Genomic DNA, 25834 nt, shown 5'->3' with positions numbered 1-25834 from the left:
TTTTTTTATTCCCATTTTTCTCGCTGTAAATCTTCTGCAATAAGCTGAAGATCATCGGCGCTGATGGTCAAAAGTTCATAGTCTGTCGTCTCTGTCAATTGTGCGGCCATTTGTTTGATAAATTTCGGAGAGCCTTCATTCTCTTCATCATAAACAAGCAACAGTGCATCTGAATTACGAAGCAGAAACTTATTCTTCTCAATAAATTGCCAAGGTGCTTCGTATGGCTTGTTCGTTAAACTGACAGTATAATCTGCAAGCGCGATGATTTGTTCATACTGCTCTTTTTTCGTCTCATTCCAATTCGTTTGTTGATCAAGAAACGGTGTAATCACGGCATATTGTAACTGCGGGTATTCCTCTTGCAACTCCCAAACACATTCGATTGCCCAAGTCTCGACGCCGAGCTGGCCGCTGACGATAACCCATTCTAGTCCTTGATCCAGAAGGGTCAGCAACTGGTCCGTTAATGCTTTTTTAATAATCGCAATACCCGGATGCTGTTCATTGAAGATCCCTAATTCATGTGCTTTGTATCCACTTACTATGATCCGCTTCGTCATTTTTGTTCGTTAATCGCCGCGTGAGCTAATTTTGTTATCGTCATGTCATCCATCGGAGGATTGTGAAGACCCGCGCGTACATCGCGATAATGGCGCTGTAGTGGATTCGATAACTCCAAACTCTTCGCCCCTACAATTCGCATTGCAAGATTAACAATTTCTATTGCACTATTCGTAACAATCGACTTTGCGGCACCTAATTCATTTTGCAGATGAACACGGCGTGCTTCGTCATCGTAAATCGAGGCAATATCATAGAGGAGATGGCGTGCTTTAATGAGCTCCAAATCCATTTTGCCGATTTGAGTTTGAATATTGAAGAGGGAAGCGATCGGCTCATCTAAACTGTTAGGCTGATAAGTTGCCGCAAAGTGAACCGCGTAATCGCGAGCAGCTTGTGCGATTCCCAAATAACAAGCCGGTATGTGGAGAAGCCAACCATTGAGCTTATTGCCGCGTGGTGCTTCATTCACTTCCGCTAACTGATCATCCGTGGCTTTTACGTCATCCAAAACGAGCGTCTGGCTCTCTGTACCGCGCATGGAAATCGTATGCCATGTTTCTTTGATGGACAGCCCTTCTGATTCACGTGGAATCAAGAAGAAACCGATTTGCTGTTTTTCTTCAATCCATACAGATACTAGGAAGTGGGTAAGGGCAGGAGCCATTGTAGTGAACGTTTTCTCTCCTGAAATCACCCAGCCGCCTGCAGAACGTGTTGCCGTCGTCTGGGGGCGACCGCCTCGCGTAGGACTTCCTGTTTGAGCCTCGGTTACAGAACGGTTGATTAGTGCACCTTGCTGAACAGCTTCGCTGAATTGCGCTAATTGTTCCGCAGTCCATTTGCGATTTTCATACAGTTCGCCGACTACGCCTTGATGCCAGCCGATAGCTAGAGCAGTCGCACTGTCAAAACGAGCAATCGTTTCTTGAAACAACACCATATCCGTTACGGAGATGCCTTCACCACCGAATTCCTTCGGGAGTGTCAACGTAGTGTAGCCCATTTCCACGAGTTTTTGAATATTCTCTTTTGGGAATTTGGACAGCGTATCAGATTGCTCTGAAAAGCTGCTGAAAAACGGACCTGCCTCAGTCAATTCATTGACCCATCGGCGTTGAAAGTCCGTTGTGATAAAAAGTTCTGTCGACACGAGAAACACGTCCTTACTACTTCAGTCTTCATTTATCTATAGTTTCTTTCGTATATAAGATCTGCACAAATCTACGAGATCCTTGATCGTCTCCGTCAAGGACATGAAAGTATAGTATACTAGAAAATCGAAAAAAATACCATTCTGACGAATAAAAAAATCTATAAAAGAAATGACGTCACATCATGACGAAATAGAGAACGATTGGAATTGTCAAAAGACTTAACAATGTCGTTGTGAGTGTCGTAAACGAGACCAAATCTGGCTCCGTTCCAAATTGAACTGCAAACATTGTCGTATTCGCTGATCCAGGCATTGCTGCTTGGATAATCAGTACCACTTTCAACAAATCATCAACCGGCAAAAATATTAAAATGACAACTGCAATCAATGGTGAAATGATCATGCGAATAATCGTCACCGCTGTGACATATCGATAGGCAACGCGCTTGCGGACAATCATCGCCAGTTGCATTCCGAGGACGAGCATGACGACCGGGATGGAAGCATCTGCAATCAAGTCAACTCCCTGCATCATGGAATCAGATAACTTAATAGAAGAAACTTGAAAGATAATACCTAGAATCGCAGCGTAAATCAATGGCATACGTATAACCCGCTGCATCGAGTCACGCCAAGTCGCATGTGCTTCTCCTCCGATGGAAGCGAAAAAAATACCGATTGAATTCATTAGAATTGACTGAAAGACCATCATAATGACCCCGTAATCAAAGGCTGCCGAGCCAAATGCAAACAATACGACAGGCACTCCATAATTCCCGCTGTTCATAAATACCCCGCCAAGAATCATAGCAGAACGTTCAGAACGCGAAGCTTTCATAATATCAGCAGTAAACCAGACGATAATGAACAGAATGACCAACAACAGTACTGCGAAGGCAGCAATATACAAATACGTTCGGTCAAGTGCATTCGTATAGAAAGTCCGGAATGCCAAAAAAGGAGACATCAGGTAAAGAGCTGCCGTTGATATCGTTTTAATATCGAATGACAGGAACTTCTGTCCAATGAAACCAATTAAAAAAATAAATAATACAGGAGCGATGATTGAAATAAGTTCCAAGAAGATTCCGTCCTTTCTAGGTTGATGAAACTTATTATACATGAACTATGATACTAGAAAACTTTTTTATCTGAATTCAATAAATATTTTTGGGCAGAAGATATTACGCCAAAAAAGAATCCATCGCAGAGGATGGATCCTTGGTTATGAGAGGCTTCGTTTGCGGATAGAATGAAATTTCAATACTTTCTGTAATCGGGGAATCAAAATTAAGGCAAGAATGGTAACTCCGATATCCAATGGCAAGTAGGCCACCATCCAAGACCATGCGATGACATAGCTGAAGCTTGCTGGCGCCTCTACCCAATAGATATAGGCCAAATACATATAATTTGTGCCGATAATATAATTTGTCAGAATAGCAAGTGTTCCAGCTCCTACATATGTAAACAGTGTTTTACGTTCGAAAAACTTTCCGACAATATAAGCGACAACAATAAACGAAATGATATAGCCGAATGTCGGGCTCAGTATGCTGCCGAGACCGCCTTTGAACTGAGCGAAGATCGGCGCACCAGCTAGACCGATAAATAAATAGGCGAACATAGACAGACTGCCTAATTTACTTCCTAATAACCCCCCAGCTGAAATTGCAAATAGCAGCTGCAATGTTATTGGCACACCGCCGATCGTCAGTAAAGGCGCAATGTTAGCTCCTACTCCCATTAGCGCAGCAAACAACGCACAAATGACAATTTCTCTTGCTTTCATTTTCCATTCCTCCTAAAAACTATTGTTGTGTTTCTGGTTATATGTTAACATACTTTTATATTTAGTTAACATATTTTTGGGAGAGGAGGATATTGTATGACGGTTTTATTCGTTACAGGGACAGATACCGATGTGGGAAAAACCATAGCGACTACACTGCTAATAAGTTATTTTGCAGATCATGGGTTACAATTCACCCCGTTCAAACCTGTCCAAACAGGCGCTATTCAGCAAGATGAAGATTGGATCGCGCCGGACGTGATGGTCTATCAATTGTCTGCGAATAAACAGATGGGAAGAGGAAATGTAGAATATTTATTCAAAAAACCTTGCTCACCTCATTTGGCTGCGTTAATCGAAGACAGAGAAATTCAACCGACTCGTCTCAGTGAAGCAGTCAGACAATTAGGTGGAATAGCTGAAGGGGTAGTTATAGAGGGGGCTGGAGGATTATATGTTCCATTGACTGGAGACGGCTATTGCATGATTGATTGGATGGAAGAATTAGACGCACCAGTCGTGATCGTTTCAAGAGCGGGTGTTGGGACGATCAATCATTCGGTGCTCACCATAAATACGTTGAAATCTAGACAAATCCCCATTGCAGGGGTACTGCTCAACGATTTACAACAAGATGAAAAAGAAATCATTCATGATAATGGTGAAATGATCAGTAAGTTGACTGGAATCCCGATCATTGGAGTGATTCCTCATCTGAAAAATGTAGACGACACACTGAGGGATCCGTCTAAGAGAATAGAGTGCTATCGAAATTGGGACATGAACAGATTACAGGAGGCGTTAAGAAATGAAAGCAGATCAATTATTGGAAAAAAGTAAACAATATATGTGGTTGCCCTTTACGCAAATGTCCGATTATGAGCAAGATCCATTGATCATTGAAAGCGGAGAAGGCGTAAGGGTCACAGATATATACGGTAAAACGTATCTGGATGGAAATTCTTCTTTGTGGTTGAATGTACACGGTCACCAAAAGAAAGAACTAGATGAAGCGATTCAAAAGCAGTTACAGCTGATTGCCCATTCGACTTTATTAGGAGCAGCAAATGTTCCATCCATTTTATTAGCGGAAAAATTAATCGAGTTAGTGCCTGAAGGGTTAACGCGTGTTTTTTATTCGGATAGCGGAGCGACATCCGTGGAAATTGCTGTGAAAATGGCCTATCAGTATTGGCAAAACAAGGGTGTTAGCCAGAAGATGAAATTCGTTACGTTGAGTAATGGGTACCATGGGGATACGGTCGGTACAATGAGTGTTGGATCTATCGAGCTGTATCATAAGGTATATACTTCTTTATTATTTGATGCGCTTGTTATTCCATTTCCAGCAGTATACCGACATCCGTCTAATGACGAACAGGTAGTAGGTGATGAAAGTCTGCACAAGTTGCGCTTGCTTTTTGAAGAACGCCATGAAGAAATTGCTGGCATGGTTTTGGAGCCGATGATTCAAGGTGCGGGTGGAATGAATACAATGCCACCTGGGTATTTGAAAGGTGTAGAGGAATTGTGCAAGGAATTCAATGTGTTGCTTATTGTGGATGAAGTGGCGACGGGTTTTGGCCGTACTGGAAAAATGTTTGCTGTGGAGCATGAAAGTATTCAACCGGACATCATGACGGTAGCGAAGGGTCTGACGGGTGGTTATTTGCCAGTAGCCGCAACATTTACAACAGAAGAAATCTATAACGCCTTTTATGGAAAGCATGAAGAAATGAAAACATTTTTCCATGGTCATTCATATACGGGGAATCAGCTAGGATGCGCTGTAGCACTGGCTAACTTGGAGATATTTGAAAAGGAACAATTAGTTCAACAAGCGTCTGATAAAGCAGAATTGCTGACGGAGCTGCTTGCTGATCTAAAAGAGTTGCCGCATGTTGGAGATGTACGTCAGTGTGGACTTATGGTCGGAATAGAAATCGTTAAGGATCGATACACAAAAGAGTCGTTCTCATTTGAAAGACGCATCGCATATCGGTCTACCCTGAAAATGCGCGAATTGGGCTTATTGACTAGGCCATTAGGTGATGTGATTGTTTTGATGCCACCTCTTGCAACGACTGCGGAGCAATTGGTGGAAATGGTTGCGATACTAAAGGAAGGTATAAGGTTGGTCACTGAAGAAAATTCCGAGTTCACTGCGGCCGAAACGATGAATATATAATATGCAAAGATAGAGAACTGAGTAGCGATTGCGAAACTCCAGCTCATTTCTAAGACTCGTTTGCTTTTAATGAGCTTAGGATTAAAAAACAATTTGTTAAGTTGCATAAATAACTGAATGAATTATAAATGAAATTATGTGAAGACATCTGATTATTTACTTAAGTGAGAGGTTCTAATTTCCCATAAACAATCTATTCCTTATATACCTTTTCAATTTATTACGCTATAATAAATTAAAAAGGTTTGAGCAATTATGCCTAAGTATTCGCATATCTGACAGAAGGGGATGGAATTAGTGAAGTTCACGGTGGGGAAAAAGTTATGGACAGGCTTTTTAAGTGTTGTGGTCATTATGATCTTAATTGGGGCAGTAGGTTTTTTGGCTTTAAAAAATGTCAATGAAAAGTATCGTTATTTGATTGACGATCGAATGCAAAAGGTTGTTTTATTGGAGCAACAACTGAAAGATCAGAATTTAATGTCGAGTAATATACGCGGATACGTCCTTTATGAAAATCCTTCCTATGTGGATGGAATTGAGAAAGCACAACAAAAAAATAAAGAGCGGTTGGAGATTTTAGAAGGCATTATACATAATGAAGAGATGAAGAAAGCGATGCTTGAAATTGGCGCTGCTACAGTAAATTACGATGGCGTTATACGTAATATGATAGCAGAGGTGCAAAAAGGAAAGCGAGATAAAGCCATTCAAGTAGGTGTAAACGGCGCGATTTATCAGGATATTATTACGAATAATATACAAGTAATGATTGAACATCAACGGGAAGAACAAGAAAAACTAGAGAAAGAAGTACAAAGATATACCTTTATCGCCATTAATTTGACGGGAATTTTATTAATTATAGGCATCATAGCAAGTATAGCTATCACAATTATTATTAGTAGACTGATTACTAGACCGGTCGGCAAGATGACAGCGGCGATATCCGAATTATCAAGTGGAAACTTTGCTGTGGAAGAGGTAACTGTTAAAAATCGTGACGAAATCGGTGAAATGTCCACTGCACTGAATATAATGGTTAGAGATTTACGAGGCATCATTCAGCGTGCTAGGGACTCTGCCACCCAGCTAGCTGGCCAGTCGGAAGAATTATCTGCAAGTGCAGAGGAAAGCTTGGCTGCTTCTGAAATGGTCGCTGAAATTTCGGAAAAGAACTTGCAGACAAGTGACTCGCAAGCACAAATTGTCAGTCAGTCAACCCTAGCCATGCAAGAAATGATGACGGCGATTGACCGAATTACAGATGATAACGAAGAGATGCTGGAATCCTCCGGGGAAGTATCGAAATTAGTGAAAGAAGGCTCTTTATTAATGGAGGAGTTTTCGGCTGATATGAAAACAATCAGCCAAACTATAGGGGAATCCACTACAATCATTAATGATATGGCGGAGCACTCCGAAAATATTCGGAATGTCACGCGTATGATTACAGCTATTGCGGAACAGACAAATTTATTAGCATTAAATGCAGCTATTGAAGCAGCACGCGCAGGAGAGCATGGAAAAGGCTTTGCCGTCGTTGCGGAAGAGGTACGGAATTTGGCAGAGCAGTCCAAGCGGTCAGCTGAAGAAATCGGACGGATGATCGATACGATGATTCTGAATGTAACGAAAGCGGTCGACAGCACTGGAGCTGGACGGAAGCGTGTGGAAGAAGGTTTAACATCTACAGAAAAAACCAGTGCCGTATTTGTAAACATTGAAAATGCAACTACAGATGTGAGTGAAAAAATCTCCACTGTCTCCACAGCAATCGAAGAAATCCGTACAATGACCACTGAAGTCGCTGGGGGAGCGAAACAAGTGGAGGAACTCGCTATCCAGGCTTCAGCTGAAGCTCAGTCCACAAGCGCTGCTACAGAAGAACAGTTGGCGGCGAATGAGGAGATTACATCTAGTTCTCAAACTTTGGCGGAGTTGGCAGAACGGCTGCAGAGCGATATGGGACGCTTTCGAGTGTGAAATGAAAGAAAAGAGCTGATTGCGAACAGGCAATCAGCTCTTTTTAAATGGAAAATAGGCAACTGATTCGTAAGATGGCCGTACGTTAGGATGAATTCTAAATAAAGTGAATCCTTCTATATCAATTTGGACTGGAGTAATCGTTTCTTTAGATAACTGGATCTTATCCGCAGTCTTACGTTTCTTTGCAATCGTGATGTGCGGAACGAAACGATTGTCTTTTTCTAATTCAAGAATATTTTCTGTGCGCCTTGCAATCTGTCTTTGTAAATGTTCCAAAGCTCCCACCGCCTCAACAGAAAGGTAGACAACGCGCGGTCCGTAAGGCGATCCGAAAAAGGACAAACCTGTAACAGAAGTAGTGAAGCTGGTATTTGCCTCTGCGATCTCTTGTAACGAAGGCTCAAGCAAAGACTTAGTGGCTTCACCTAGCTCTCCTATATAGCGCATGGTGATATGAAGGTCATCAGCGTGCGGGATTACTTTATATCTTTCAGCCAGTTGGTACTTGGAGCGAAAGTGTTCAGCTATTTCAGAAATGGGAGTGGCAATCGAGATGCCGATAAAATAATGTTGTGCCATTCGGGACTCACCTCCTATTTGATGGGATTCCCTTCCTTCTTGATAACTATGCATAAAAGTTTAAGGTTTTTATCTGCAATGCGCAATAGATACCGGGCAAACTAACAAATTTATTGTTTAATGTGTATAATTAAAAGTGGATATACCTACTGAATGTATATAAGAAAGGGGCTGGCAAGATGATTAAAACACTTATTTTTGATTTGGATGATACGCTCATTTGGGATGCAAAGAGTATTGCGATGGCATTTCAAAAAACATGCGAGTATGCGACGAAAAAGAACGGGGTCAACCCAGTAGAGTTAGAGAAAGCTGTACGTGAAGAGGCGCGAGAATTGTATGCGACCTATGAGACATTTCCTCATACACAAAATATCGGAATTAATCCATTTGAAGGGTTGTGGGGTGTGTTCGACGATCCCGGTGAAGAATTTCAAAAAATGAAAGGAATCATTCCAAACTACCAAAAAGAAGCATGGATTCGAGGTTTGAAGAAATTAGGGATAGAGGATGAAGCGTTCGGCAGGGAATTGGCAGAGCTCTTTCCGAAAGAGCGTAAAAAGCATCCATATATATATGAAGAGTCGTTTGAAGTGCTCGATCGCCTGAAGGAAGATTACCAGCTTATTTTATTGACAAATGGTTCACCTAGTTTGCAACAGATCAAATTGACGATTTCTCCTGAGATTCCACCGTATTTTGATCATATTATTGTATCTGGAGCATTCGGCAAAGGAAAACCTGATGCTTCGATCTTCCAACATGTACTGGATACATGCGGTGTGACCGCCGATGAAGCTTTGATGATCGGTGATAATCTAATGACCGATATTCTCGGTTCCAGCCGAGTTGGAATGAAGAACGTCTGGATCAATCGTGAAAACAAACCATCAAGCGACGAAGTCAAACCAACATTTGAAATTGACCATTTAGAAGGTTTGTTTCCTATACTGTCTGAACTAGAAAACCGATGAGGCTCACTTCTCATCGGTTTTCCGAGTCTGTTATACTAATCTCTAGCTGTTCAATTAGCAAGGAGGCAGGTGGGTATGTTGGAATATATCTTAGTTTTTTTAGGAGCGGCCATACCTTGGATTGAAATTATGCTCGTCATTCCCGTTGGCATAATTAGTGGGCTGTCACCTACTTGGGTAATGCTCCTCGCATTTATAGGTAATATGGCGACTATCCTTCTGCTGATTCTCGGATTTCAGCAAATCAATGACTGGATCGAACGCAGAAATAAGAAAAAAGGAAAAGTTAATTCAAAACGATTGCAACGTGGTAAAAAAATCATGAATACATATGGGTTACCGGTATTAACACTTGTAGGTCCCATTCTGATCGGTACACATATCGCTGCGTTTATCGGTTTAGTGTTCGGTGCCAATAAAGTGAAGACAGCCGTTTGGTCTGCGATCAGTATCGCGTTCTGGTGTCTCGTTTTCGGTATATTGACTGCTATGGGCTTTGATTTTTTTGTCACACGGACGTGAAAAAACCAGCTGACGTTTCAAAATGTCAGCTGGTTTTCCTGTGTTTTTATAGATCAATAGCTTTTGCATCATGGATATTTTGAACTTCTTTGACGCGTGCAACAGAAGCAGACTCAACGTGATGATCGACTGTTAACATCATGATCGCGTCTCCACCTTCAGCAGAACGTCCCACTTGCATCGCTGCAATATTAATATTTTCTTCCGCAAGCAATGTACCTACACGTCCGATTGCGCCTGGTTGGTCTTTATGGCGAATGAACAACAAGTGACCTTGTGGAATTGCGTCAACTACATAATCATCAACTTTCACAATACGTGGCCCGAGACCATTTAGAAGGGTACCGGCTACTTTGCGGATGCCTTTTGCCGTAACAACTTCCACTGTGATCAAGTTCATGAAACCTCTAGCTGTCGTCGTTTTTTGTTCATTTATTTTGATGCCGTAACGATCAGCCAACAGTCTTGCATTTACATCATTGACTGTTTCGCCAAGATTGCGCTTCAACAAACCTTTCACTGTATTACGAGTCAATGCACGCACGTCGTAATTCGCCAATTCACCTGCATATTGGATGTTGATTTCGTCGATGACTGTGTTTTGGATTTGTGATAAGAACATACCCAGTTTTTCAGTAAGGTCAAAGAATGGCTCGATTTTCGCTAAAACATCACGAGAAACGGATGGTAAATTCACAGGGTTGCGGACAGATCCGATTGTCAAGAAGTTGACGACGTCTCGGCTTACGTCTACAGCAACAGATTCTTGTGCTTCAATTGTGCTCGCACCTAAGTGAGGGGTAGCAATTACTTCAGGCAAAGTCAGTAACTTATGATCTAGGAATGGTTCCTCCTCGAATACATCTAGAGCCGCACCTGCTACTTTTCCGGCGACAATCGCATCGTATAATGCATCTTCGTCAATAATTCCACCACGGGCACAGTTGATGATCTGTACACCGTCTTTCATTTTTTCGAATGCTTCCTTATTGATCATTCTGCGTGTTTCTTTCAGCAATGGTGTATGTACTGTAATGAAATCAGCAGCTGCTAATACTTCATCTACCGTACCAATTTCAATACCCAATTTCTTTGCGATTTCTTCAGTTAGGAATGGATCGTACGCGATGACATTCATACGTTGACCTTTCGCACGTCTGGCAACTTCTGCACCAATACGGCCAAGTCCGATAATCCCTAATGTTTTGTCTTTTAGCTCTACACCGAGAAATGATTTTCTGTCCCATTTATTGTTCTTCAGTGAATTGAATGCTTGTGGAATTTTACGAGCCATCGCCATCATCATAGCTACCGTGTGCTCAGCAGCTGAATTTGTATTTCCATCAGGAGCATTGACGACGATAATCCCTTTTTCTGTAGCTGCATCCAAATCGATATTGTCGACACCTACACCTGCACGTCCAATAATTTTCAATTGATCAGCAGAATCTAGCAATTCTTTCGTAACAGTTGTCTGACTACGTACTAGAAGAGCATCAAAACCTTTGATCCGATCCTTCAGTTGGTCAGGTGTCAAATCTGTATCGATCACAATTTCAAAACCTTCTGCTTGTCGTAATGGAAAAATACCGTCCTCGCTAAGTGGGTCACTAATAAGTACTTTAAAAGCCATAATAATCATTCTCTCCTTCAGTAGTTTTTATTGTTGTAAAGTTTTCAAAATGAATTTTATAGAGTTGATCCCATATGTACGTTCTATGCTTACCTCCTTTTAGGAAAAATAAAAAAGCCTTCCATCCCTTACATACGTAAGGGGCGAAAAGCTCAATAAACTAACGCGGTACCACCCTTGTTTTGCTGCAAAAGCAGCCTTCATTCAGCATGCGTAACGTGCATGTGACGGATTGGCCTACTGAACTATTCAGCCAAGCAATTCGGAAGTGCCGCCATCCCAAGAATTTACTGACTCTCACCAATTCATCAGCTCTCTAGAAAATTCTTTTACAGGAAGGTATGTCTTCGTCAAAATTGTTTTGCGTGTATTAAATTTGAACTAATCATAACACGTCAAAAGTAATTGTCAATTACTTTTCGGAAAAAAATGAAAAACTAATAAAGGCGAACATAAATTATTGAATGATTTGTGAACGTTCGTGTTTGAGAGATAAAAGCGGATTATAAGTAACTTTTACTATGGAGTATTAGGAAATAGCATAAGTCGTGAGAAGAGAAGATATATGCCAATCAATGTTATAGTAGTACCATACTATTCAAGTAAAGGGGTAATGTAAGATGAAAAACTTAGAGTCCTTCGAGCAATTCGAACAATTGAAGCAAGAAGAGCGAGTGATTTTCTTGTTTTCTGCAGATTGGTGTCCTGATTGCAGAGTGATCGAGCCGTTTTTACCAACACTGGAAACGGAATTTTCCGAGTACCAATTTATTTATGTCGACCGGGATGAGTTTATTGACTTGTGCAGTCAGCTCGATATATTTGGCATCCCAAGCTTTATCGCATTCAGTGAAGGCAAGGAAACAGGCCGTTTTGTCAGTAAGAATCGCAAGACGAAAGAGGAGATTGAAGAGTTTATCAATAGTTTGTGAGCAGAGGGTGAATGGGTAAAAGAACCGTTGATCCAGGTTCCGGGAGGATGGCTTTCCGCGGGGAGCCAATCTCCGGGCTACAAACTTATATTCACTTGTTCCGCTTTTCACTCTGAAGTCAACCAAATTTTATTACTTTGATGTATGCTAACAAGCCAACGATCCAAGGAGATCGTTGGCTTGTTAATATTTAAACAAAATCCTGTAATTGTTCTAGAAGGATTTTCGTGCCTTGAGGACTTATGAATAATCCGTTTGATAGTTCTTTGTTTTCGTCCGTTACTTCACCAGTAATGAAACATGCCTTATTCACTTGATATTTTCTCAAAATAATTCGATCGTCTTCTGCGAAAATTTCAATGGGATCGCCTTTATCTAATTGCAAAGATTTGCGTAGCTCTTTCGGAATAACTATTCTGCCAAGATGGTCTACTTTGCGAACAATGCCTAAAGATCTCATGAGTTCCTCCTTTAAAAAGTAGTTGGTAGTTCCTATTATACACAAATATTTCCGGTCTACAATTTACGAGATTGGAATGAGCAGAACTATTTGAAAATTTGACTATACAATTAGTTTATTAATGTTATAATAGTCAGTAAATCATTTTCGTGAAATGATATTAACTAAATACTACTTATCAAGAGAAGCTGAGGGATTTGGCCTGACGAAGCTTCAGCAACCTCTGTGTAAACAGGAAGGTGCTACCTCCAACAAGATTGTTGTCTTGAGAGATAAGAACTGTGGTCCTAAACCTTCATTTTCTTATCTACAGGAAAAGAGGTTTTTTATTTTGTAAAAACAGGCCGAATGAATAGCCAAGGGGGAAGAAATATGCCGATTAATATACCGAAACAATTACCTGCAGGTGAGTTACTGAAGAAAGAAAAAATCTTCATCATGGATGAAGATCGGGCGACGGAGCAAGATATTCGGCCGCTGAACATTTTGATTCTGAATTTAATGCCTGAAAAAGAAAAAACAGAACTTCAATTATTACGATTACTTGGTAATACGCCTTTGCAAGTAAACGTGACGTTTTTAAATACGGCGACCTATGTTTCCAAAAATGTCAGTCAAACTCATTTGGAAACGTTTTATACAACATTCGAACACGTGAAAGAGCGCAAGTTTGACGGCATGATTATTACAGGAGCACCTATTGAACATATGCAATTTGAAGACGTAGTGTATTGGAAGGAATTAGAGAAAATCATGGAGTGGACAAAAACCAATGTGACCTCTGTCTTGCATATTTGTTGGGGCGCGCAAGCCGCACTTTATCATCATTACGGCATTGATAAGTTTGAGTTGCCGAAGAAATGTTTTGGGATTTTTTCTCACGATATCACGGACCAAACAGTCAATTTGGCAAGAGGATTTAACGATGTATTTGTTGCTCCTCACTCACGTCACACGGCTGTTTCCATAGAAGAAATTGAGAAGCATCCGGATTTGACACTGCTATCTGTATCGGATGATGCGGGTGCATTCATTGTGATTTCTAATGATGAAAAAAACATAATGGTGACAGGACATTTAGAGTATGATGCACATACATTGGCTGAAGAATACGGGCGAGATGTCCAAAAGGGATTGGATATTGATGTACCTGAAAATTATTTCCCGAATGATGATCCGACGAGAGAACCAATGAATACTTGGCGTTCACATACACATTTGTTATTCTCGAACTGGTTGAACTACTATGTCTATCAAGCAACGCCATACGTTTGGGATTGAAATAAGCTTATGAAAGTATAGTTTACCTCATTTCACACATACTCCACTCAATGGAGGTGTGCGTTATGAATATGGATGAGTTTTTGGAGCTGTCTTTTTGGGAGATGACTTTGCGGACTGTTATTTCCTTTATCGTCCTTCTGATCCTGGCCCGGTTCATGGGGAAAAAACAAATATCTCAATTGACCTTCTTCCATTATGTTACAGGTATCACGATCGGTTCGATTGCCGCCGATTTGGCAGGGGAGTCCGAGACACCGTTCTTGAATGGTTTATATGGTATGGTCCTGTGGGCAGTATTGACGATACTTGCCAATTATTTAACGTTTAAATCAAAAAAACTACGTGTCCTGTTGGATGATAAGCCAATCATCGTAATTCAGGATGGAAAGATTGTGGAAGGTTCATTAAGAAAGCTGCGTCTGAATTTTAATGAATTGAATATGTTGCTTCGGGAACAAGCCGTTTTTTCCATGAAAGACGTCAATTATGCGATTTTCGAAACGAATGGAAACTTGAGCGTGATGCTTAAGCCAGGCGAAGAGAAGGCAACGAAAAAAGATGTCAAAGTGGCTTCTCCTACACCCAAATATATTCCGACCGAAATTATTACCGACGGAAAAGTACAAGAGAAAAATATGCGGGAATTGAAGCTGACTGATGTGTGGTTGAAGCAACAACTGGAACTGCAAGGCATCGGGAAGCCGGAGCATGTGTTGTATGCAGAAATTCAAACCGATGGAAACTTATATGTTAATACGTTAAAGAATGCTTGAAGATTGAAGCCCTGAAGCCCTGAATCCTAATTCAGGGCTTTTTGGCTATCATCATAAAATGTCCCAATTTCGTTGCTTTGCTATGGCTGCAAGTTTCGAATCGGGTCTGACGGCTACAGGATTGCCGACTTGCTCTAATACGGGCAAGTCGGAGATGCTATCTCCGTATGCAAAGCTGCTTTCCCAATCAACCGATTTACCTTGAAGCGCCTTGTCGATTTGTTCGTTTTTACGCTCTCCTTGGATATGTAGAAATGGTTGGTCCATCGTAATCTGTTCGCCGCGTGAAGGGATTTCAGTACCGATAATACGATCGAATGACAAATGGCTCGTAACTGCAGTCAAAAAGGGAGTATAAGCACCAGAAACTAACAATACATGATGGCCTTCTGCTTGATGTCGAGCTAATCTGTTGACGACATCTTCATTGAAATCGCTTAACATTTCTTCGTGCATATTTTCGAAGTATTGCTCTAGCTGTGTAGTTGTTAAAGACTCAAGAGCCTTCAAATACAGCTTCATGGATCGTTCTTTCATTTCGTTTTCAGGCAGTAATTTCAGCTTATAACGGATATATAAAGGTAAAATCGATCTGTAGAATTTTCTGTAATAACGCTGGTAACTCGGGTGTTTCTTCAATTGCTCCATAAGCAATTTAAAGGTTTCTTTCGTATACAACGTGCCGTCAAAGTCAAAAATGGCAACTTTCATAAATACACCCCTTCATTTGTCTGTATTCTTACAGTATACAAATACAATGAGGGAGAAAGCAAAAAAGCAGACAAAAGTCTGCTTTTAGCTGGTTATTGAAGGTTTTTCGGCATGCTGGGTTGTCCTTGCGAGGGGGCAAATGAGTTGAGTAGGATGTTCATGTCCTGAGTATTCAACTGAGGGACTTGATAATAGTGATGTTTATTTTGATAAATCGACAATTCATACGCCATTTCTATACAGTTGGGTATGGAGTCTGCAAGCACACGACGAACGACTGGATTACACGTCTCCAAAGCAGCAGCTGCTTTCCCAGTGGCCCCTTTTTTTGCAGAACCGAGCAAAAAGCCGGAGATGATTTCATCAGATATTTCGTTTGTCGATTGAATTGGTTTTGAAGGCGCCTTTTCCTTCATGCCATAGACAAAATCACTGCCAACTTTCATTTGATAACTCTGCGTAGGATGTGATGGGTCTTTTCCCGTTTTGAAACATTCAACCGTAATATTGTATTCATCAAGCATAAAACGGTACTGTCGGTCCAGAATATCTAAGAGTTCTGGATCTTTTACGTGCGGACGAAGAATCATGGATTGATTCAATGCACCAACTGCAGTGTTCAATACTTCGTGAACGTCAAAAAGTTCATGGCCGCCATGATTCATAGAGGGGGGGACTGCTCCGTCGTGCATGTGTTGAGATGTTTCGAATTGATTAGTCAAATACATATCCTCCTTTAATAGTCATTTACATCAACGGTAGTATGAGGAGGTTTCGTGAAATTATGCATTTGGAATACGAAGTATGGTCTATGGACTACTCGAAGATTTACGGACTTCGGAAAACAAGCATATTTCCATTGACTCCACCATATCTTGGTTAGAGAACATGAGAAAGGTAGTGGAGTCACATGCAGATTCATGTAGTGAAACCTGGTGAGAGTCTTTTTATAATTGGAAACATCTATGGTGTTCCCTATGAACAAATTGCACAAGCGAACGAATTGGAAGATGCCTCGCAGTTAGCGATTGGACAAGCGTTAGTCATACCGATTGTTGGAACATATTATTGGGTTCGGCCTGGAGACAGTCTTTATAGGATTGCGCAGACTCATGGTCTATCAGTCGAACGGCTCGCACAGATTAATAATATTAATCCGGCGGGCATTTTGCAGGTAGGTCAGCGTCTTTACATTCCTGAACCGCCTAAGACGCCGATCGACTCTCTATTATACGTAGAGCCCCGCAATCCGGTAAGCCAACAGATGATCACGGAAGTCAGACAACGCGTCGGACAGCTTACATATTTGGCAATGTTCAGCTATGAAGTCCAACGTGATGGCTCACTTAAAGAACCACCCCTTGATGACATTCCGACCATCGCCCAAAATGCAGGTGCATTAAATATGATGGTGTTGACCAACTTAGAAAACTATGGATTCAGCGCTGATCTGGCCCACGTCCTATTTACCGATCAGGCCGCGCAAAATCGGATGATTCAAAATGCAATTGAGACGGCAAACAGGATAGGCTATAAAGATATTCATTTTGACTTTGAATTATTATTCACGGAAGATCGTGAATTATATAATCAATTATTGCGCAATGCACGCGATCAAATCCATAAGGCAGGATTAACAATTTCGACGGCTCTTGCTCCGAAAGCAGGAGAAGTGACGACGGGAATATATGGAGCCCATGATTATAAAGCACATGGCGAAATCTGTGATTTTGTTGTCTTGATGACGTATGAATGGGGCTATACGTATAGCGCTCCGCAAGCTGTCAGTCCAATTGGTCCTGTCAGGAGAGTCGTTGAATATGCAGTGAGCCAAATTCCGCGCGATAAGATTTTCTTGGGACAAAATTTATATGGCTATGATTGGTCCGCCCCATTCGGGCAAGCTGATAGTAAGCCGGCTGTGGCCTTGAGTCCAAGAATGGCAACAAATTTAGCCATCAATGAAAAAGTCTCAATTGAATACGATGCGGTAGCTCAAGCTCCTCACTTTACGTACTATGACCAACAAGGAACTGAACATGAAGTGTGGTTTGAAGACGCAAGAAGCATCAATGCGAAATTTGATTTGCTGAAAGAATTTAGGTTGCGTGGGATTATGTACTGGAAGCTTGGCTTGGCTTTCCCGCAGAATTGGTTGCTGCTGGAAGATCGGTTTACCATTCGCAAAAGGTGAAAAAATGAGCCTTCCCTAAACTCAGGAAAGGCTCATTTACGTGATCGTCTATTCGTTAGTAATCAACTTCATCGCATTTTGGAAAACATCCATATCCGGATTTACGAGTAAAGCAGGTAGGAAAGCAAAAGTCATGATAAGGAGCAGATTGGCTCCTAAAATGGAGCGGATTGGATTGTTTTTCTTTGTCATGGTGCTTCGCCTCTTTCTTTTCGTATTGGTTCTCCCGCTCATGCGAATGCTCTTAAACTAACCGCTTCACATTGATTGTTTGAATAGATTAATAATACACTATATTCAGTCAACTGTAAATGAAGAAGTTAGTTCTAATACATAAAATTGACACAAAAGTAAAAGCATTCTGCATAAATTACAAATAATTCTTGTATCTTGCTTTGATTTCAGTAATAATATTGGAATACAAAGAAATATTTCGAACAATTGAAATTCAATTCATTAGAAATTCAATTTATTCAGTAGAACTCGTCCTTTATGGATAACTTCTACTGAGTAAAGTGAGCGACTACTCAGTCGATGTATTTCGAATAACACCAGGGAAAGGGATGGGCGCAAATGACAAAGATAGATGAAATCCAATTTAATAATCGTAAACGAGCAAACGATTATGTTCATGAAGTATATGAATTAGTAAAGAAAAGGAATCCAGACGAAAAGGAATTTCTGCAGGCGACAAGAGAAATCTTTGATTCCCTCCGTCCTGTCTTTGCTAAGCATCCCGAATTTATTTCAAATGGAATTCTTGAGCGGATTACAGAACCTGAACGAATCATTTCATTCCGCGTAGCTTGGGAAGACGATCAGGGGAAAGTGCATGTGAATAGAGGATTCCGTGTACAATTTAACAGTGATCTGGGACCTTATAAAGGCGGATTACGTTTTCACCCGTCAGTAAATACTAGTATTATGAAATTTTTGGCTTTCGAGCAGATTTTTAAAAATGCGTTAACTGGTCAGCCGATTGGGGCAGGTAAAGGTGGTTCTGATTTTGACCCTAAAGGCAAGTCGGATCGTGAAATCATGCGTTTTACTCAAAGTTTCATGACGGAATTAAGCAGGCATATTGGTCCTGATATTGACGTGCCGGCAGGGGATATCGGCGTTGGGAAACGTGAAATAGGTTATTTATTCGGTCAATATAATCGAATTAAAGGCGGCTATGAAGCTGGCATCCTGACAGGGAAAAATCCGGATCATGGCGGAAGTCTGGGACGTAAAGAAGCTACTGGATATGGGACAGTTTATTTCGTTGATGAAATGCTTAAAGAGAATGGACTTACATTGGATGGAAAGACGATGGTCGTATCAGGTTCTGGGAACGTGTCCACGTATGCTATGGAAAAAGCAATGCAGCTTGGTGCAAACGTTGTAGCATGTAGTGATTCTGATGGCTTTATCTATGATAAAGATGGAATTGATCTAGATTTGGTTAAAGAGTTGAAGGAATTTGGCAATAAACGAATTTGGGAATATACGAAAGAACGTCCTGAAGCAGAATATCATGCAGATTGCAGCGCGATTTGGTCAATACCTTGTGATATCGCTCTACCATGTGCGACACAAAATGAGATTGATGAAATTGCAGCACATATGCTGATTGCGAATGGTGTGAAGGCGGTTGGGGAAGGCGCGAATATGCCTTGTACAATCGAAGCCATCGAGATATTCCAAGAGCACAATGTTTTATTTGCTCCGGCAAAAGCCGCCAATGCAGGCGGTGTAGCAGTTTCTGCGATGGAAATGTCACAGAACAGCCAACGCTTATCTTGGTCGGCAGAACAAGTGGATGAACATTTGAAAGAAGTTATGCAAAATATCTATAACGATTGTAAAAAGGCAGCAGATGAATTCGGCAAGCCTGGTAATCTAGTGATGGGTGCAAATATTGCTGGTTTCCTAAGAGTAGCCGGCGCAATGGTAGCGCACGGAATTCGATAATGTAGTAGGAACAGACACAGGGATTTGGTCCTTGTGTCTGTTCTGATTTATAAGGGGTGAAACCATATCTATCTATCATTGAATAGATAGGTATGTTGAATTAAAGTTTTAACATAAGTTTGTTCAGATATGGATACTCAGTTGATTGGAGTGGAAGAAAGCGTCCGTATAGAACGGAAATCAACATGTTATACGTTTTACTTCAAATGTAAGTTATTAATTTCAGTTTATATAGGTATTGAATAGTTGGAACTCTTCTTCAGTTGATTCCGTCTAACTGTTGAAGAAGAGGGGCGAGTGAATGAAAAAGCTTATAGGTATAGTAATAGTTGCAGCGTTGTTACTTGCGGGGCTGATGATGTTTTGGTTGATACCAGCAGAAAGGATGAAAGAAGCGCAACAGCATACAGCAGATGGTTCGTATAAATATGCGGTGGTTCTTGGAGCGAAAGTGAATGGAGAAGAGCCATCTTTATCGCTGCGTTATCGTTTAGAGGCAGCAACGGAGTATGCAAAACGTTTTCCGCACGTTCAATTGGTATTGTCGGGCGGACAAGGTAAAGATGAGGCATTAAGTGAAGCTCAGGCTATGTATACTTATTTGATTCAGCAAGGCATTGAAAAAGAGCGGTTGTTGCTTGAAGATCAGTCCACTTCCACCTATGAAAATTTGAAATATACGCAAGAACTACTGCCTGAATTGGCTGGTGTGACGATTATTAGTAGTGATTTTCATTTGGCGAGAGCACGGTTTTTAGCAAAGCAATTAGGGTGGAAGACCGATGTAGTGGCAGCCAGGACGCCCGAAATCGTCAAAACGAAGGTATGGATTCGCGAACGTTTGGCTTTGTTTAAGACGTGGCTTTTTAGAAAATGAAAAAGTAGCCGGAACAAAAGGATTCAAAGCGATAAAAAAACCGAACGTTTACAAAACATTTAATCATAGTTTTGTAATATAGTTCGGTTTTTTCTATATAAAGAAACTGTAGACTCGGCGCTGCCTATGGGATTTCCGCTGCGGGCAGGGTCGCTTTCCGTGGGACGCAGGTGAGCCTCCTCGTCCGCTTCGGAAAACCTGTGATCCTAACGCTTCGCCTTTCGCCCTGACCTCAACTTCAATCCAAATTTTTGTATACAAGGCAGTTTGATAGCAGTTTTACATTATTGAATACCAAAAAATACGGATTAAGCACTGGGTTTCTATGTTTCAAAATTGAACATAGCCAAACTTTTTGTATTTGGGGCCAAGTCAACTTTCCTACCGAACAAAATGTAGGATTTGGCCGGAAAGCATCCCGGCCTGGAGGGGAAATCCCTGACCGCACACTAAGTAACCTATTTGTGTTTTTTGTGATCGTTCGTCTTTCATTATGAACAACTTAGTTTTGTCCTAGTCTCCCTTTTTCGCTTATAAAGAAGAAATTGCATGAAAGTCAGGTTGGCCGTCTTTAAACGTTGCAAGATAGTTAAAGCCGATCGATTGAAAGAGTTCAAGTGACTCTTTGAATTCATGAGCGATATCAGTCGTTCGATGAGCATCGGAACCAAGAGTAATGATTTCGCCTCCGCATTGTTTGTAGAGCTTCAATATATCCGTGCTTGGCATATTGTGCGGCAATCCATAGCGCGAGCCTGACGTGTTGAGTTCGATGCCTTTGCCTTCAGGAATGATCGTTTTGAAGATTTGCTCAAGCGCGTCGTGAAAAAGATGCGCTGGTGGCTGATCGGTGTAGCGTTTGATCAAGTCGGCATGCCCTAATACGCTATATCGATTAAAGTTCTGCACGCAATAGAGCAATTCTCGATAATACGTTTCGAATGCATCCTCGACAGTGCGATCTTCAAATAACTCGCGGTAATGAAGGGATTTGTTTTCAACGGTATGTAGTGAACAGATGACGAAGTCGAAAGCATGCTCATCCATTAGCTTTTCGTAACGATCCAATAAATGAGGCTGGAGACCGATTTCGACTCCTTTTTTGATCGTTAGCTGTCCATGGAATTGCTGGTTGAGCTGCCGGATTTTTTCAGCGTATGCGTGTTTGTCAAAGTCGAATGTAATTGTGTCGTCTGGATATTCATAATCGACATGGTCAGTGAAGCAAATTTCGCTCAGTCCTTTGGCTATGGATGTCTTGACCATTTCTTCCATTGGGATTTCGCAGTCTGCAGAGAATGCGCTGTGCATATGATAATCAAACATAATCTCATGTCTCCTTTTCTATACTACATAGTGTAACAGAACCATAATGAGACATACAGTTGACAACGTCTTTTATAAGCAGTATAGTAATAATTAACTTTAGCGTAGTAAAGTAGTGAAGTATTGAACGGATGGAAGGCGGTAGAACTATTTTGTATTCTGAAATTCTAGCGAATGAACATGAGAAACATGAAAAGATCATCGGGACGTTGAGCAAACGTTTCACTACATATGGTTACAAGCGGATCAAAACGTCTGCGTTTGAGCGATACGATCTGTATTCGAATGTGCGTACGTCGATCAATCAAAATGAGATGATCAAAGTGATTGATTACACGGGCGAAGTACTAGTATTACGGCCGGATGTAACGATTCCATTAACTCAGCAACTTGTTCAGCTAAACGGCAACTTGCCAGAAGAAATGCGTTTCTATTATGTCCAGGAAGTTTTTAGACAAACCTTTCAGGAAAACGAAAAAATCGGCAAGACTCAGGCAGGCGTGGAGTACTACTGTCCAAGTTCTCCAGAAGCTGACGCAGAAACGATTATGCTGGCCTGCCACGCATTGAGAGACGTAGGCTTCTCGGATGTGAAAATAGAAATTGGTTATGCTGGATTTTTTACTGAATTGATTGCGGATCTGCAACTGACATGCGAGCAGACAGCTGAATTGAAGACATTGATTCAAGCAAAGAATATTGTGGAAATCGGTCCTTTCCTAGAACAATTGTCCATAGATCAAACTGTCAAAGAGGTGCTCGAACAATTGCCGCTGTTATACGGTGCACCGGCTCATGTGTTTGAAAGACTACTAAATCTTCAAGTCAGCGATTCGGTACAACAAGCCATCGAATACTTGCAGGAAACATATAAAATAGTTGAACTATATGGATTAAAAAAACATATCGTCATCGACCTTGGTTTGATCAATCATATGGGCTATTATTCAGGCATTATCTTCCAAGGTTATGTCGAAAACTTCGGTAAACCTGTACTGATGGGTGGTCGATACGATGCATTAAGTGAAGAGTTTGGTATCAAATTACCTGCTGTCGGTTTTGCTTGCGAAATTGATTCTTTAGTAAAAGCCGCGACGCATAAAGAGTTGACCGAGCGTTATAGCATAGATATAACGGTTTTCTATGAAGAAAGCCGGATGAAATACGCCATCGACATAACGAATGAATTGAGAGAGCGGGAATATCGCGTGATATCTAAACCAATGAAGCATCCGCTTCAAATACAAGATAGTCTTTATACAATTCATCTCACGCAACAGCAGAATCAACTGATAGAAGAAGAGACAACAGAATTTGTAGATTTTAAACATTTGCTGGACTTGATTGTACGCAAGAAAGGGGTACCTGAATGGACTATTTAACAGTTGCCATGGCGAAAGGGCGCACGGCGGACAGAGCGATGGATTTCCTTGAAAAGTCAGACGTTCGATTCTCGGATTTCACAGATGAAAGTCGAAAGCTCGTCATTTATGATGACAAGCAAACGATCAAACTCATTTTTGTCAAAGCCGTAGATGTACCGGTATATGTGGAAAATGGAGCGGCCGATGTCGGTATAGTAGGGAAGGATGTCATGATGGAGGATCCGCGTGATGTCTATGAATTACTGGACCTAGGCATTGGCAGATGCAAACTCGCAGTAGCCGGGTTCCCGGGAACACCTGTGGATGAGATGCCATTTTTAACGGTCGCTTCTAAATATCCAGCAGTGGCAAAAGAATACTTTGATAAAAAAGGAATTCGGACAGAGATGATCAAATTGAACGGCTCCATCGAACTGGCACCGTTGATCGGTATGTCAGACGTCATCGTTGATATTGTCGAGACGGGGACGACTTTGAAAGAAAACGGGCTTGTTGTACTGCAAGAAATTGCTGAAGTCAGTGCGCGTTTAATTGTCAATAAAGCCAGCTATGCAACGAAAACTGCGGACATCCAGCAGTTCATAAAAGATATGAGAGAAGGACTGGAGGTGCGCGCATGAAAACGATTCGCGGAACTGAATTTAAGGAAGAGTTGCTGCAACGAAGTGATTCGAGTCAGCTAGATTTGGAATTCGATCGAAATGTCTTATCGATTATAGAAATAGTCCGTTTGGAAGGCGATAGAGCAGTTCTTGATTTCACCGAGCGCTTTGACGGTGTAAAACTAGATAACTTGATGGTCAGCGAAGAGGAAATCCAGGAAGCAGAACAAGCAGTATCCGAAGAATTTTATCATGCACTGCGGTCAGCAAAGCAACGGATCGCAAGCTATCACGAAGCCCAGAAAGAACAATCTTGGTTTTTGAATCCGAATGAAAGCATCGTGCTCGGTCAGAAAGTAACGCCTATTGATAGTGTCGGTATTTACGTACCAGGCGGAAAAGCGGCGTACCCTTCTACTGTACTAATGAATGCATTACCTGCAAAAATCGCCGGTGTCGGGTTAATTTCCATGGTTACACCACCTCAGCGTGATGGGACAATAAATCCTCACGTCTTGGTGGCAGCGAAAGAAGCAGGTGTCGATCGAATCTATAAAGTAGGCGGAGCCCAAGCGATCGCGGCTCTTGCATACGGAACAGAGACGATTGATAAAGTCGTCAAAATCACTGGACCTGGTAATGCCTATGTAGCACGAGCGAAGAAATGGGTATTTGGTGACGTCGCGATCGATATGATTGCGGGCCCGAGCGAAATTTGCGTCGTGGCGGATGACAATACAAATCCAATCTACGCAGCAGCGGATTTGCTGTCGCAAGCAGAACACGATGAGCGAGCAGCAGCAGTTTGTGTCACAACGAGTGAAGTATTTGCAAGTAAACTTGCAGCAGAAATCGAACGCCAGCTAGCACAACTAGACCGTCAAGAAATTGCGACGCAATCGATTGAGCAATTTGGACGTATCATTCTTGTCGACACATTGCAAGAAGCATTTGAACTTGTCAATCGACTGGCACCAGAACATTTACAGCTGATGATCGATAATCCAATGGAGCATTTGGCTTCGATTCGCAATGCAGGTGCGATTTTCCTTGGTGAACATTCACCGGAAGCCCTCGGAGACTATATGGCAGGACCGAATCACACCTTGCCTACAAGCGGTACAGCGGCATTTTCTTCCCCTCTAGGTGTCTATGATTTTATGAAAAAGTCCAGTGTAATCTATTATTCGGAAAGCGCACTGGCTGAGGTGGCGGATGATATCATTATTCTAGCTGAGTCTGAACAACTGACAGGGCACGCCAACTCGATCAAAGTACGAAAGGCAGGATATTAATGCGCAAACAACAAATTTCACGTAAAACAGGCGAAACATCCATCGAAATGGACTTTTCATTGGACGGCACAGGCAAGACAACGATTCAGACAGGCGTCGGGTTTTTCGACCATATGCTGACTGCCTTCGCGAAGCACGGAAGATTTGATTTAACTGTGATATGTGACGGCGACATCGAAGTCGACCAGCACCACTCAGTAGAAGATGTCGGCATCGTGCTCGGACAAGCTTTCAATAAATGCATCGGTACCAAAGAAGGAATCGAACGTTTTGCAATGGTATCTACACCAATGGACGAAGCCCTATCCACCGCCTCCATCGACATCAGCGGCCGCTCATTCCTCGTCTTTAACGTCGACGGAATGAAAGATAAAGTAGGCAACTTCGACACCGAACTCGTGGAAGAATTCTTCATCGCCTTCACAAGCCATGCTAACGTCACATTACATATCAACTTAGACTATGGAAAAAATACACATCACATCATAGAATCGGTATTCAAAAGCTTCGGCCGCGCCTTGCGCATAGCCAGCACCATCAACCCGGAAATTAAGGGCGTTCCTTCTACTAAGGGAACTTTGTAAGATGAAATTATTCTATACTATTTCGGGCTTAATTTTTCAATAGAATATGAGCGAAGTA

The 25834-nt window shown here is 41.6% G+C and carries 26 protein-coding genes and 1 riboswitch; of the genes, 15 read left to right on the top strand and 11 right to left on the bottom strand.

The genetic code is table 11. The features are described 5' to 3' along the window. Positions 1-5: 5 nt before the first annotated feature. From MKX97_RS11620 to MKX97_RS11605, 4 genes are all read right to left on the bottom strand, one after another. A complete protein-coding gene (locus tag MKX97_RS11620) occupies positions 6-563 on the bottom strand; it encodes a DUF1273 domain-containing protein (protein ID WP_221837838.1) in 558 nt (185 codons plus the stop codon). Beyond that, the gene (locus MKX97_RS11615) at positions 560-1717 is read right to left on the bottom strand and encodes an acyl-CoA dehydrogenase family protein (protein ID WP_342536028.1); all 1158 of its coding nucleotides are present in this window, start codon (positions 1715-1717) and stop codon (positions 560-562) included. The genes MKX97_RS11620 and MKX97_RS11615 overlap by 4 nt, the downstream gene beginning before the upstream one ends. Before the next feature lie 178 nt (positions 1718-1895). Continuing rightward, complete coding sequence (locus MKX97_RS11610; protein WP_176132579.1) at positions 1896-2801, bottom strand: AEC family transporter; 906 nt, start codon at positions 2799-2801, stop codon at positions 1896-1898. A gap of 144 nt (positions 2802-2945) precedes the next feature. Next, positions 2946-3512 carry a biotin transporter BioY gene (locus MKX97_RS11605; protein WP_342536027.1) on the bottom strand — a complete coding sequence of 189 codons (567 nt, stop codon included), beginning with the start codon at positions 3510-3512 and terminating at the stop codon, positions 2946-2948. A 96-nt stretch (positions 3513-3608) separates the two neighbouring features. Here MKX97_RS11605 and bioD point away from each other — a divergent pair, with 96 nt between their 5' ends. The 3 genes from bioD (at position 3609) to MKX97_RS11590 (ending at position 7686) form a co-directional block, all read left to right on the top strand. Then, on the top strand, positions 3609-4352 hold the full coding sequence (bioD, locus tag MKX97_RS11600; protein ID WP_342536026.1) for a dethiobiotin synthase: 744 nt from the start codon (positions 3609-3611) through the stop codon (positions 4350-4352). Continuing rightward, entirely contained in the window at positions 4321-5700 is a 1380-nt protein-coding gene (gene bioA / locus MKX97_RS11595; protein ID WP_342536024.1) for an adenosylmethionine--8-amino-7-oxononanoate transaminase, read from the top strand. The genes bioD and bioA overlap by 32 nt, the downstream gene beginning before the upstream one ends. 297 nt (positions 5701-5997) lie before the next feature. Then, positions 5998-7686: a methyl-accepting chemotaxis protein gene (locus tag MKX97_RS11590; RefSeq protein WP_342536022.1), complete on the top strand. Its 1689-nt coding sequence runs from the start codon at positions 5998-6000 to the stop codon at positions 7684-7686. A 33-nt stretch (positions 7687-7719) separates the two neighbouring features. On the opposite strand, the gene thpR is transcribed toward MKX97_RS11590, so the two are convergent. Beyond that, positions 7720-8268, bottom strand: coding sequence for an RNA 2',3'-cyclic phosphodiesterase (thpR, locus tag MKX97_RS11585; protein ID WP_342536021.1), 549 nt, complete (start codon positions 8266-8268; stop codon positions 7720-7722). Between the two features lie 179 nt (positions 8269-8447). Between thpR and MKX97_RS11580 the strand changes: the two genes are divergently transcribed. Both MKX97_RS11580 and MKX97_RS11575 read left to right on the top strand, forming a co-directional pair. Further along, on the top strand, positions 8448-9242 hold the full coding sequence (locus MKX97_RS11580) for an HAD family hydrolase (protein WP_221837818.1): 795 nt from the start codon (positions 8448-8450) through the stop codon (positions 9240-9242). A 75-nt stretch (positions 9243-9317) separates the two neighbouring features. Continuing rightward, positions 9318-9764, top strand: coding sequence for a small multi-drug export protein (locus MKX97_RS11575; protein WP_221837814.1), 447 nt, complete (start codon positions 9318-9320; stop codon positions 9762-9764). Between the two features lie 46 nt (positions 9765-9810). On the opposite strand, the gene serA is transcribed toward MKX97_RS11575, so the two are convergent. Continuing rightward, on the bottom strand, positions 9811-11397 hold the full coding sequence (serA, locus tag MKX97_RS11570) for a phosphoglycerate dehydrogenase (RefSeq protein ID WP_040759340.1): 1587 nt from the start codon (positions 11395-11397) through the stop codon (positions 9811-9813). A gap of 620 nt (positions 11398-12017) precedes the next feature. On the opposite strand from serA, the gene MKX97_RS11565 reads away from it, so the two are divergent. Beyond that, the gene (locus tag MKX97_RS11565) at positions 12018-12329 is read left to right on the top strand and encodes a thioredoxin family protein (protein ID WP_009497844.1); all 312 of its coding nucleotides are present in this window, start codon (positions 12018-12020) and stop codon (positions 12327-12329) included. A 190-nt stretch (positions 12330-12519) separates the two neighbouring features. On the opposite strand, the gene MKX97_RS11560 is transcribed toward MKX97_RS11565, so the two are convergent. Continuing rightward, a complete protein-coding gene (locus MKX97_RS11560) occupies positions 12520-12789 on the bottom strand; it encodes an AbrB/MazE/SpoVT family DNA-binding domain-containing protein (RefSeq protein WP_221837811.1) in 270 nt (89 codons plus the stop codon). Positions 12790-12961: 172 nt separating this feature from the next. Then, positions 12962-13068: riboswitch (SAM riboswitch) on the top strand. Positions 13069-13161: 93 nt separating this feature from the next. On the opposite strand from MKX97_RS11560, the gene metA reads away from it, so the two are divergent. Next, the gene (gene metA / locus MKX97_RS11555) at positions 13162-14070 is read left to right on the top strand and encodes a homoserine O-succinyltransferase (RefSeq protein WP_078818130.1); all 909 of its coding nucleotides are present in this window, start codon (positions 13162-13164) and stop codon (positions 14068-14070) included. Positions 14071-14135: 65 nt separating this feature from the next. Beyond that, positions 14136-14846 carry a DUF421 domain-containing protein gene (locus MKX97_RS11550; protein WP_342536016.1) on the top strand — a complete coding sequence of 237 codons (711 nt, stop codon included), beginning with the start codon at positions 14136-14138 and terminating at the stop codon, positions 14844-14846. A 51-nt stretch (positions 14847-14897) separates the two neighbouring features. Here the strand turns inward: MKX97_RS11550 and MKX97_RS11545 are convergent, their stop codons facing one another. Both MKX97_RS11545 and MKX97_RS11540 read right to left on the bottom strand, forming a co-directional pair. Next, positions 14898-15557 (bottom strand): HAD-IB family hydrolase, encoded by a 660-nt coding sequence (locus MKX97_RS11545; RefSeq protein ID WP_342536015.1) that lies wholly within the window; start codon positions 15555-15557, stop codon positions 14898-14900. A 92-nt stretch (positions 15558-15649) separates the two neighbouring features. Continuing rightward, a complete protein-coding gene (locus tag MKX97_RS11540) occupies positions 15650-16285 on the bottom strand; it encodes a spore coat protein (protein ID WP_078818127.1) in 636 nt (211 codons plus the stop codon). Positions 16286-16467: 182 nt separating this feature from the next. Between MKX97_RS11540 and MKX97_RS11535 the strand changes: the two genes are divergently transcribed. Then, positions 16468-17751: a glycoside hydrolase family 18 protein gene (locus tag MKX97_RS11535; protein WP_342536014.1), complete on the top strand. Its 1284-nt coding sequence runs from the start codon at positions 16468-16470 to the stop codon at positions 17749-17751. 48 nt (positions 17752-17799) lie between these two features. Here MKX97_RS11535 and MKX97_RS11530 read toward each other — a convergent pair whose 3' ends face one another. After that, positions 17800-17943 (bottom strand): hypothetical protein, encoded by a 144-nt coding sequence (locus MKX97_RS11530; protein ID WP_176132576.1) that lies wholly within the window; start codon positions 17941-17943, stop codon positions 17800-17802. Positions 17944-18324: 381 nt separating this feature from the next. Between MKX97_RS11530 and gdhA the strand changes: the two genes are divergently transcribed. Beyond that, a complete protein-coding gene (gene gdhA / locus MKX97_RS11525; protein ID WP_342536011.1) occupies positions 18325-19707 on the top strand; it encodes an NADP-specific glutamate dehydrogenase in 1383 nt (460 codons plus the stop codon). 301 nt (positions 19708-20008) lie between these two features. Next, positions 20009-20584: a YdcF family protein gene (locus MKX97_RS11520; protein ID WP_340759435.1), complete on the top strand. Its 576-nt coding sequence runs from the start codon at positions 20009-20011 to the stop codon at positions 20582-20584. Between the two features lie 531 nt (positions 20585-21115). Here the strand turns inward: MKX97_RS11520 and MKX97_RS11515 are convergent. Next, complete coding sequence (locus MKX97_RS11515; protein WP_078818123.1) at positions 21116-21910, bottom strand: histidinol-phosphatase HisJ family protein; 795 nt, start codon at positions 21908-21910, stop codon at positions 21116-21118. Positions 21911-22062: 152 nt separating this feature from the next. Between MKX97_RS11515 and hisZ the strand changes: the two genes are divergently transcribed. From hisZ to hisB, 4 genes are read left to right on the top strand one after another with little or no spacing between them, the layout of a single operon-like run. Continuing rightward, on the top strand, positions 22063-23292 hold the full coding sequence (gene hisZ / locus MKX97_RS11510) for an ATP phosphoribosyltransferase regulatory subunit (RefSeq protein WP_176132575.1): 1230 nt from the start codon (positions 22063-22065) through the stop codon (positions 23290-23292). Beyond that, positions 23280-23915, top strand: coding sequence for an ATP phosphoribosyltransferase (hisG, locus tag MKX97_RS11505; protein WP_221837793.1), 636 nt, complete (start codon positions 23280-23282; stop codon positions 23913-23915). The genes hisZ and hisG overlap by 13 nt, the downstream gene beginning before the upstream one ends. Continuing rightward, positions 23912-25192 (top strand): histidinol dehydrogenase, encoded by a 1281-nt coding sequence (hisD, locus tag MKX97_RS11500; protein WP_342536009.1) that lies wholly within the window; start codon positions 23912-23914, stop codon positions 25190-25192. The genes hisG and hisD overlap by 4 nt, the downstream gene beginning before the upstream one ends. Continuing rightward, the gene (gene hisB, locus MKX97_RS11495) at positions 25192-25776 is read left to right on the top strand and encodes an imidazoleglycerol-phosphate dehydratase HisB (RefSeq protein ID WP_078818119.1); all 585 of its coding nucleotides are present in this window, start codon (positions 25192-25194) and stop codon (positions 25774-25776) included. Before hisD ends, hisB begins: the two co-directional genes overlap by 1 nt. Positions 25777-25834: the final 58 nt, after the last annotated feature.

This window comes from Sporosarcina sp. FSL K6-3508 (assembly GCF_038615825.1).
Lineage (GTDB): Bacteria > Bacillota > Bacilli > Bacillales_A > Planococcaceae > Sporosarcina > Sporosarcina newyorkensis.
Note: the sequence above shows the minus strand (reverse complement) of the source record. Positions and strands in the feature narration are given on the sequence as shown.

Coding starts and splice junctions, on each gene's coding strand:
- MKX97_RS11560 (WP_221837811.1), bottom strand. CDS start 12,789: ATGAGATCTTTAGGCATTGTTCGCAAAGTAGACCATCTTGGCAGAATA.
- serA (WP_040759340.1), bottom strand. CDS start 11,397: ATGGCTTTTAAAGTACTTATTAGTGACCCACTTAGCGAGGACGGTATT.
- MKX97_RS11515 (WP_078818123.1), bottom strand. CDS start 21,910: ATGTTTGATTATCATATGCACAGCGCATTCTCTGCAGACTGCGAAATC.
- MKX97_RS11540 (WP_078818127.1), bottom strand. CDS start 16,285: ATGTATTTGACTAATCAATTCGAAACATCTCAACACATGCACGACGGA.
- gdhA (WP_342536011.1), top strand. CDS start 18,325: ATGACAAAGATAGATGAAATCCAATTTAATAATCGTAAACGAGCAAAC.
- metA (WP_078818130.1), top strand. CDS start 13,162: ATGCCGATTAATATACCGAAACAATTACCTGCAGGTGAGTTACTGAAG.
- MKX97_RS11605 (WP_342536027.1), bottom strand. CDS start 3,512: ATGAAAGCAAGAGAAATTGTCATTTGTGCGTTGTTTGCTGCGCTAATG.
- MKX97_RS11550 (WP_342536016.1), top strand. CDS start 14,136: ATGAATATGGATGAGTTTTTGGAGCTGTCTTTTTGGGAGATGACTTTG.
- hisD (WP_342536009.1), top strand. CDS start 23,912: ATGAAAACGATTCGCGGAACTGAATTTAAGGAAGAGTTGCTGCAACGA.
- MKX97_RS11535 (WP_342536014.1), top strand. CDS start 16,468: ATGCAGATTCATGTAGTGAAACCTGGTGAGAGTCTTTTTATAATTGGA.
- bioD (WP_342536026.1), top strand. CDS start 3,609: ATGACGGTTTTATTCGTTACAGGGACAGATACCGATGTGGGAAAAACC.
- MKX97_RS11565 (WP_009497844.1), top strand. CDS start 12,018: ATGAAAAACTTAGAGTCCTTCGAGCAATTCGAACAATTGAAGCAAGAA.
- MKX97_RS11620 (WP_221837838.1), bottom strand. CDS start 563: ATGACGAAGCGGATCATAGTAAGTGGATACAAAGCACATGAATTAGGG.
- bioA (WP_342536024.1), top strand. CDS start 4,321: ATGAAAGCAGATCAATTATTGGAAAAAAGTAAACAATATATGTGGTTG.
- MKX97_RS11575 (WP_221837814.1), top strand. CDS start 9,318: ATGTTGGAATATATCTTAGTTTTTTTAGGAGCGGCCATACCTTGGATT.
- MKX97_RS11520 (WP_340759435.1), top strand. CDS start 20,009: ATGAAAAAGCTTATAGGTATAGTAATAGTTGCAGCGTTGTTACTTGCG.
- MKX97_RS11545 (WP_342536015.1), bottom strand. CDS start 15,557: ATGAAAGTTGCCATTTTTGACTTTGACGGCACGTTGTATACGAAAGAA.
- thpR (WP_342536021.1), bottom strand. CDS start 8,268: ATGGCACAACATTATTTTATCGGCATCTCGATTGCCACTCCCATTTCT.
- MKX97_RS11580 (WP_221837818.1), top strand. CDS start 8,448: ATGATTAAAACACTTATTTTTGATTTGGATGATACGCTCATTTGGGAT.
- hisB (WP_078818119.1), top strand. CDS start 25,192: ATGCGCAAACAACAAATTTCACGTAAAACAGGCGAAACATCCATCGAA.
- MKX97_RS11530 (WP_176132576.1), bottom strand. CDS start 17,943: ATGACAAAGAAAAACAATCCAATCCGCTCCATTTTAGGAGCCAATCTG.
- hisG (WP_221837793.1), top strand. CDS start 23,280: ATGGACTATTTAACAGTTGCCATGGCGAAAGGGCGCACGGCGGACAGA.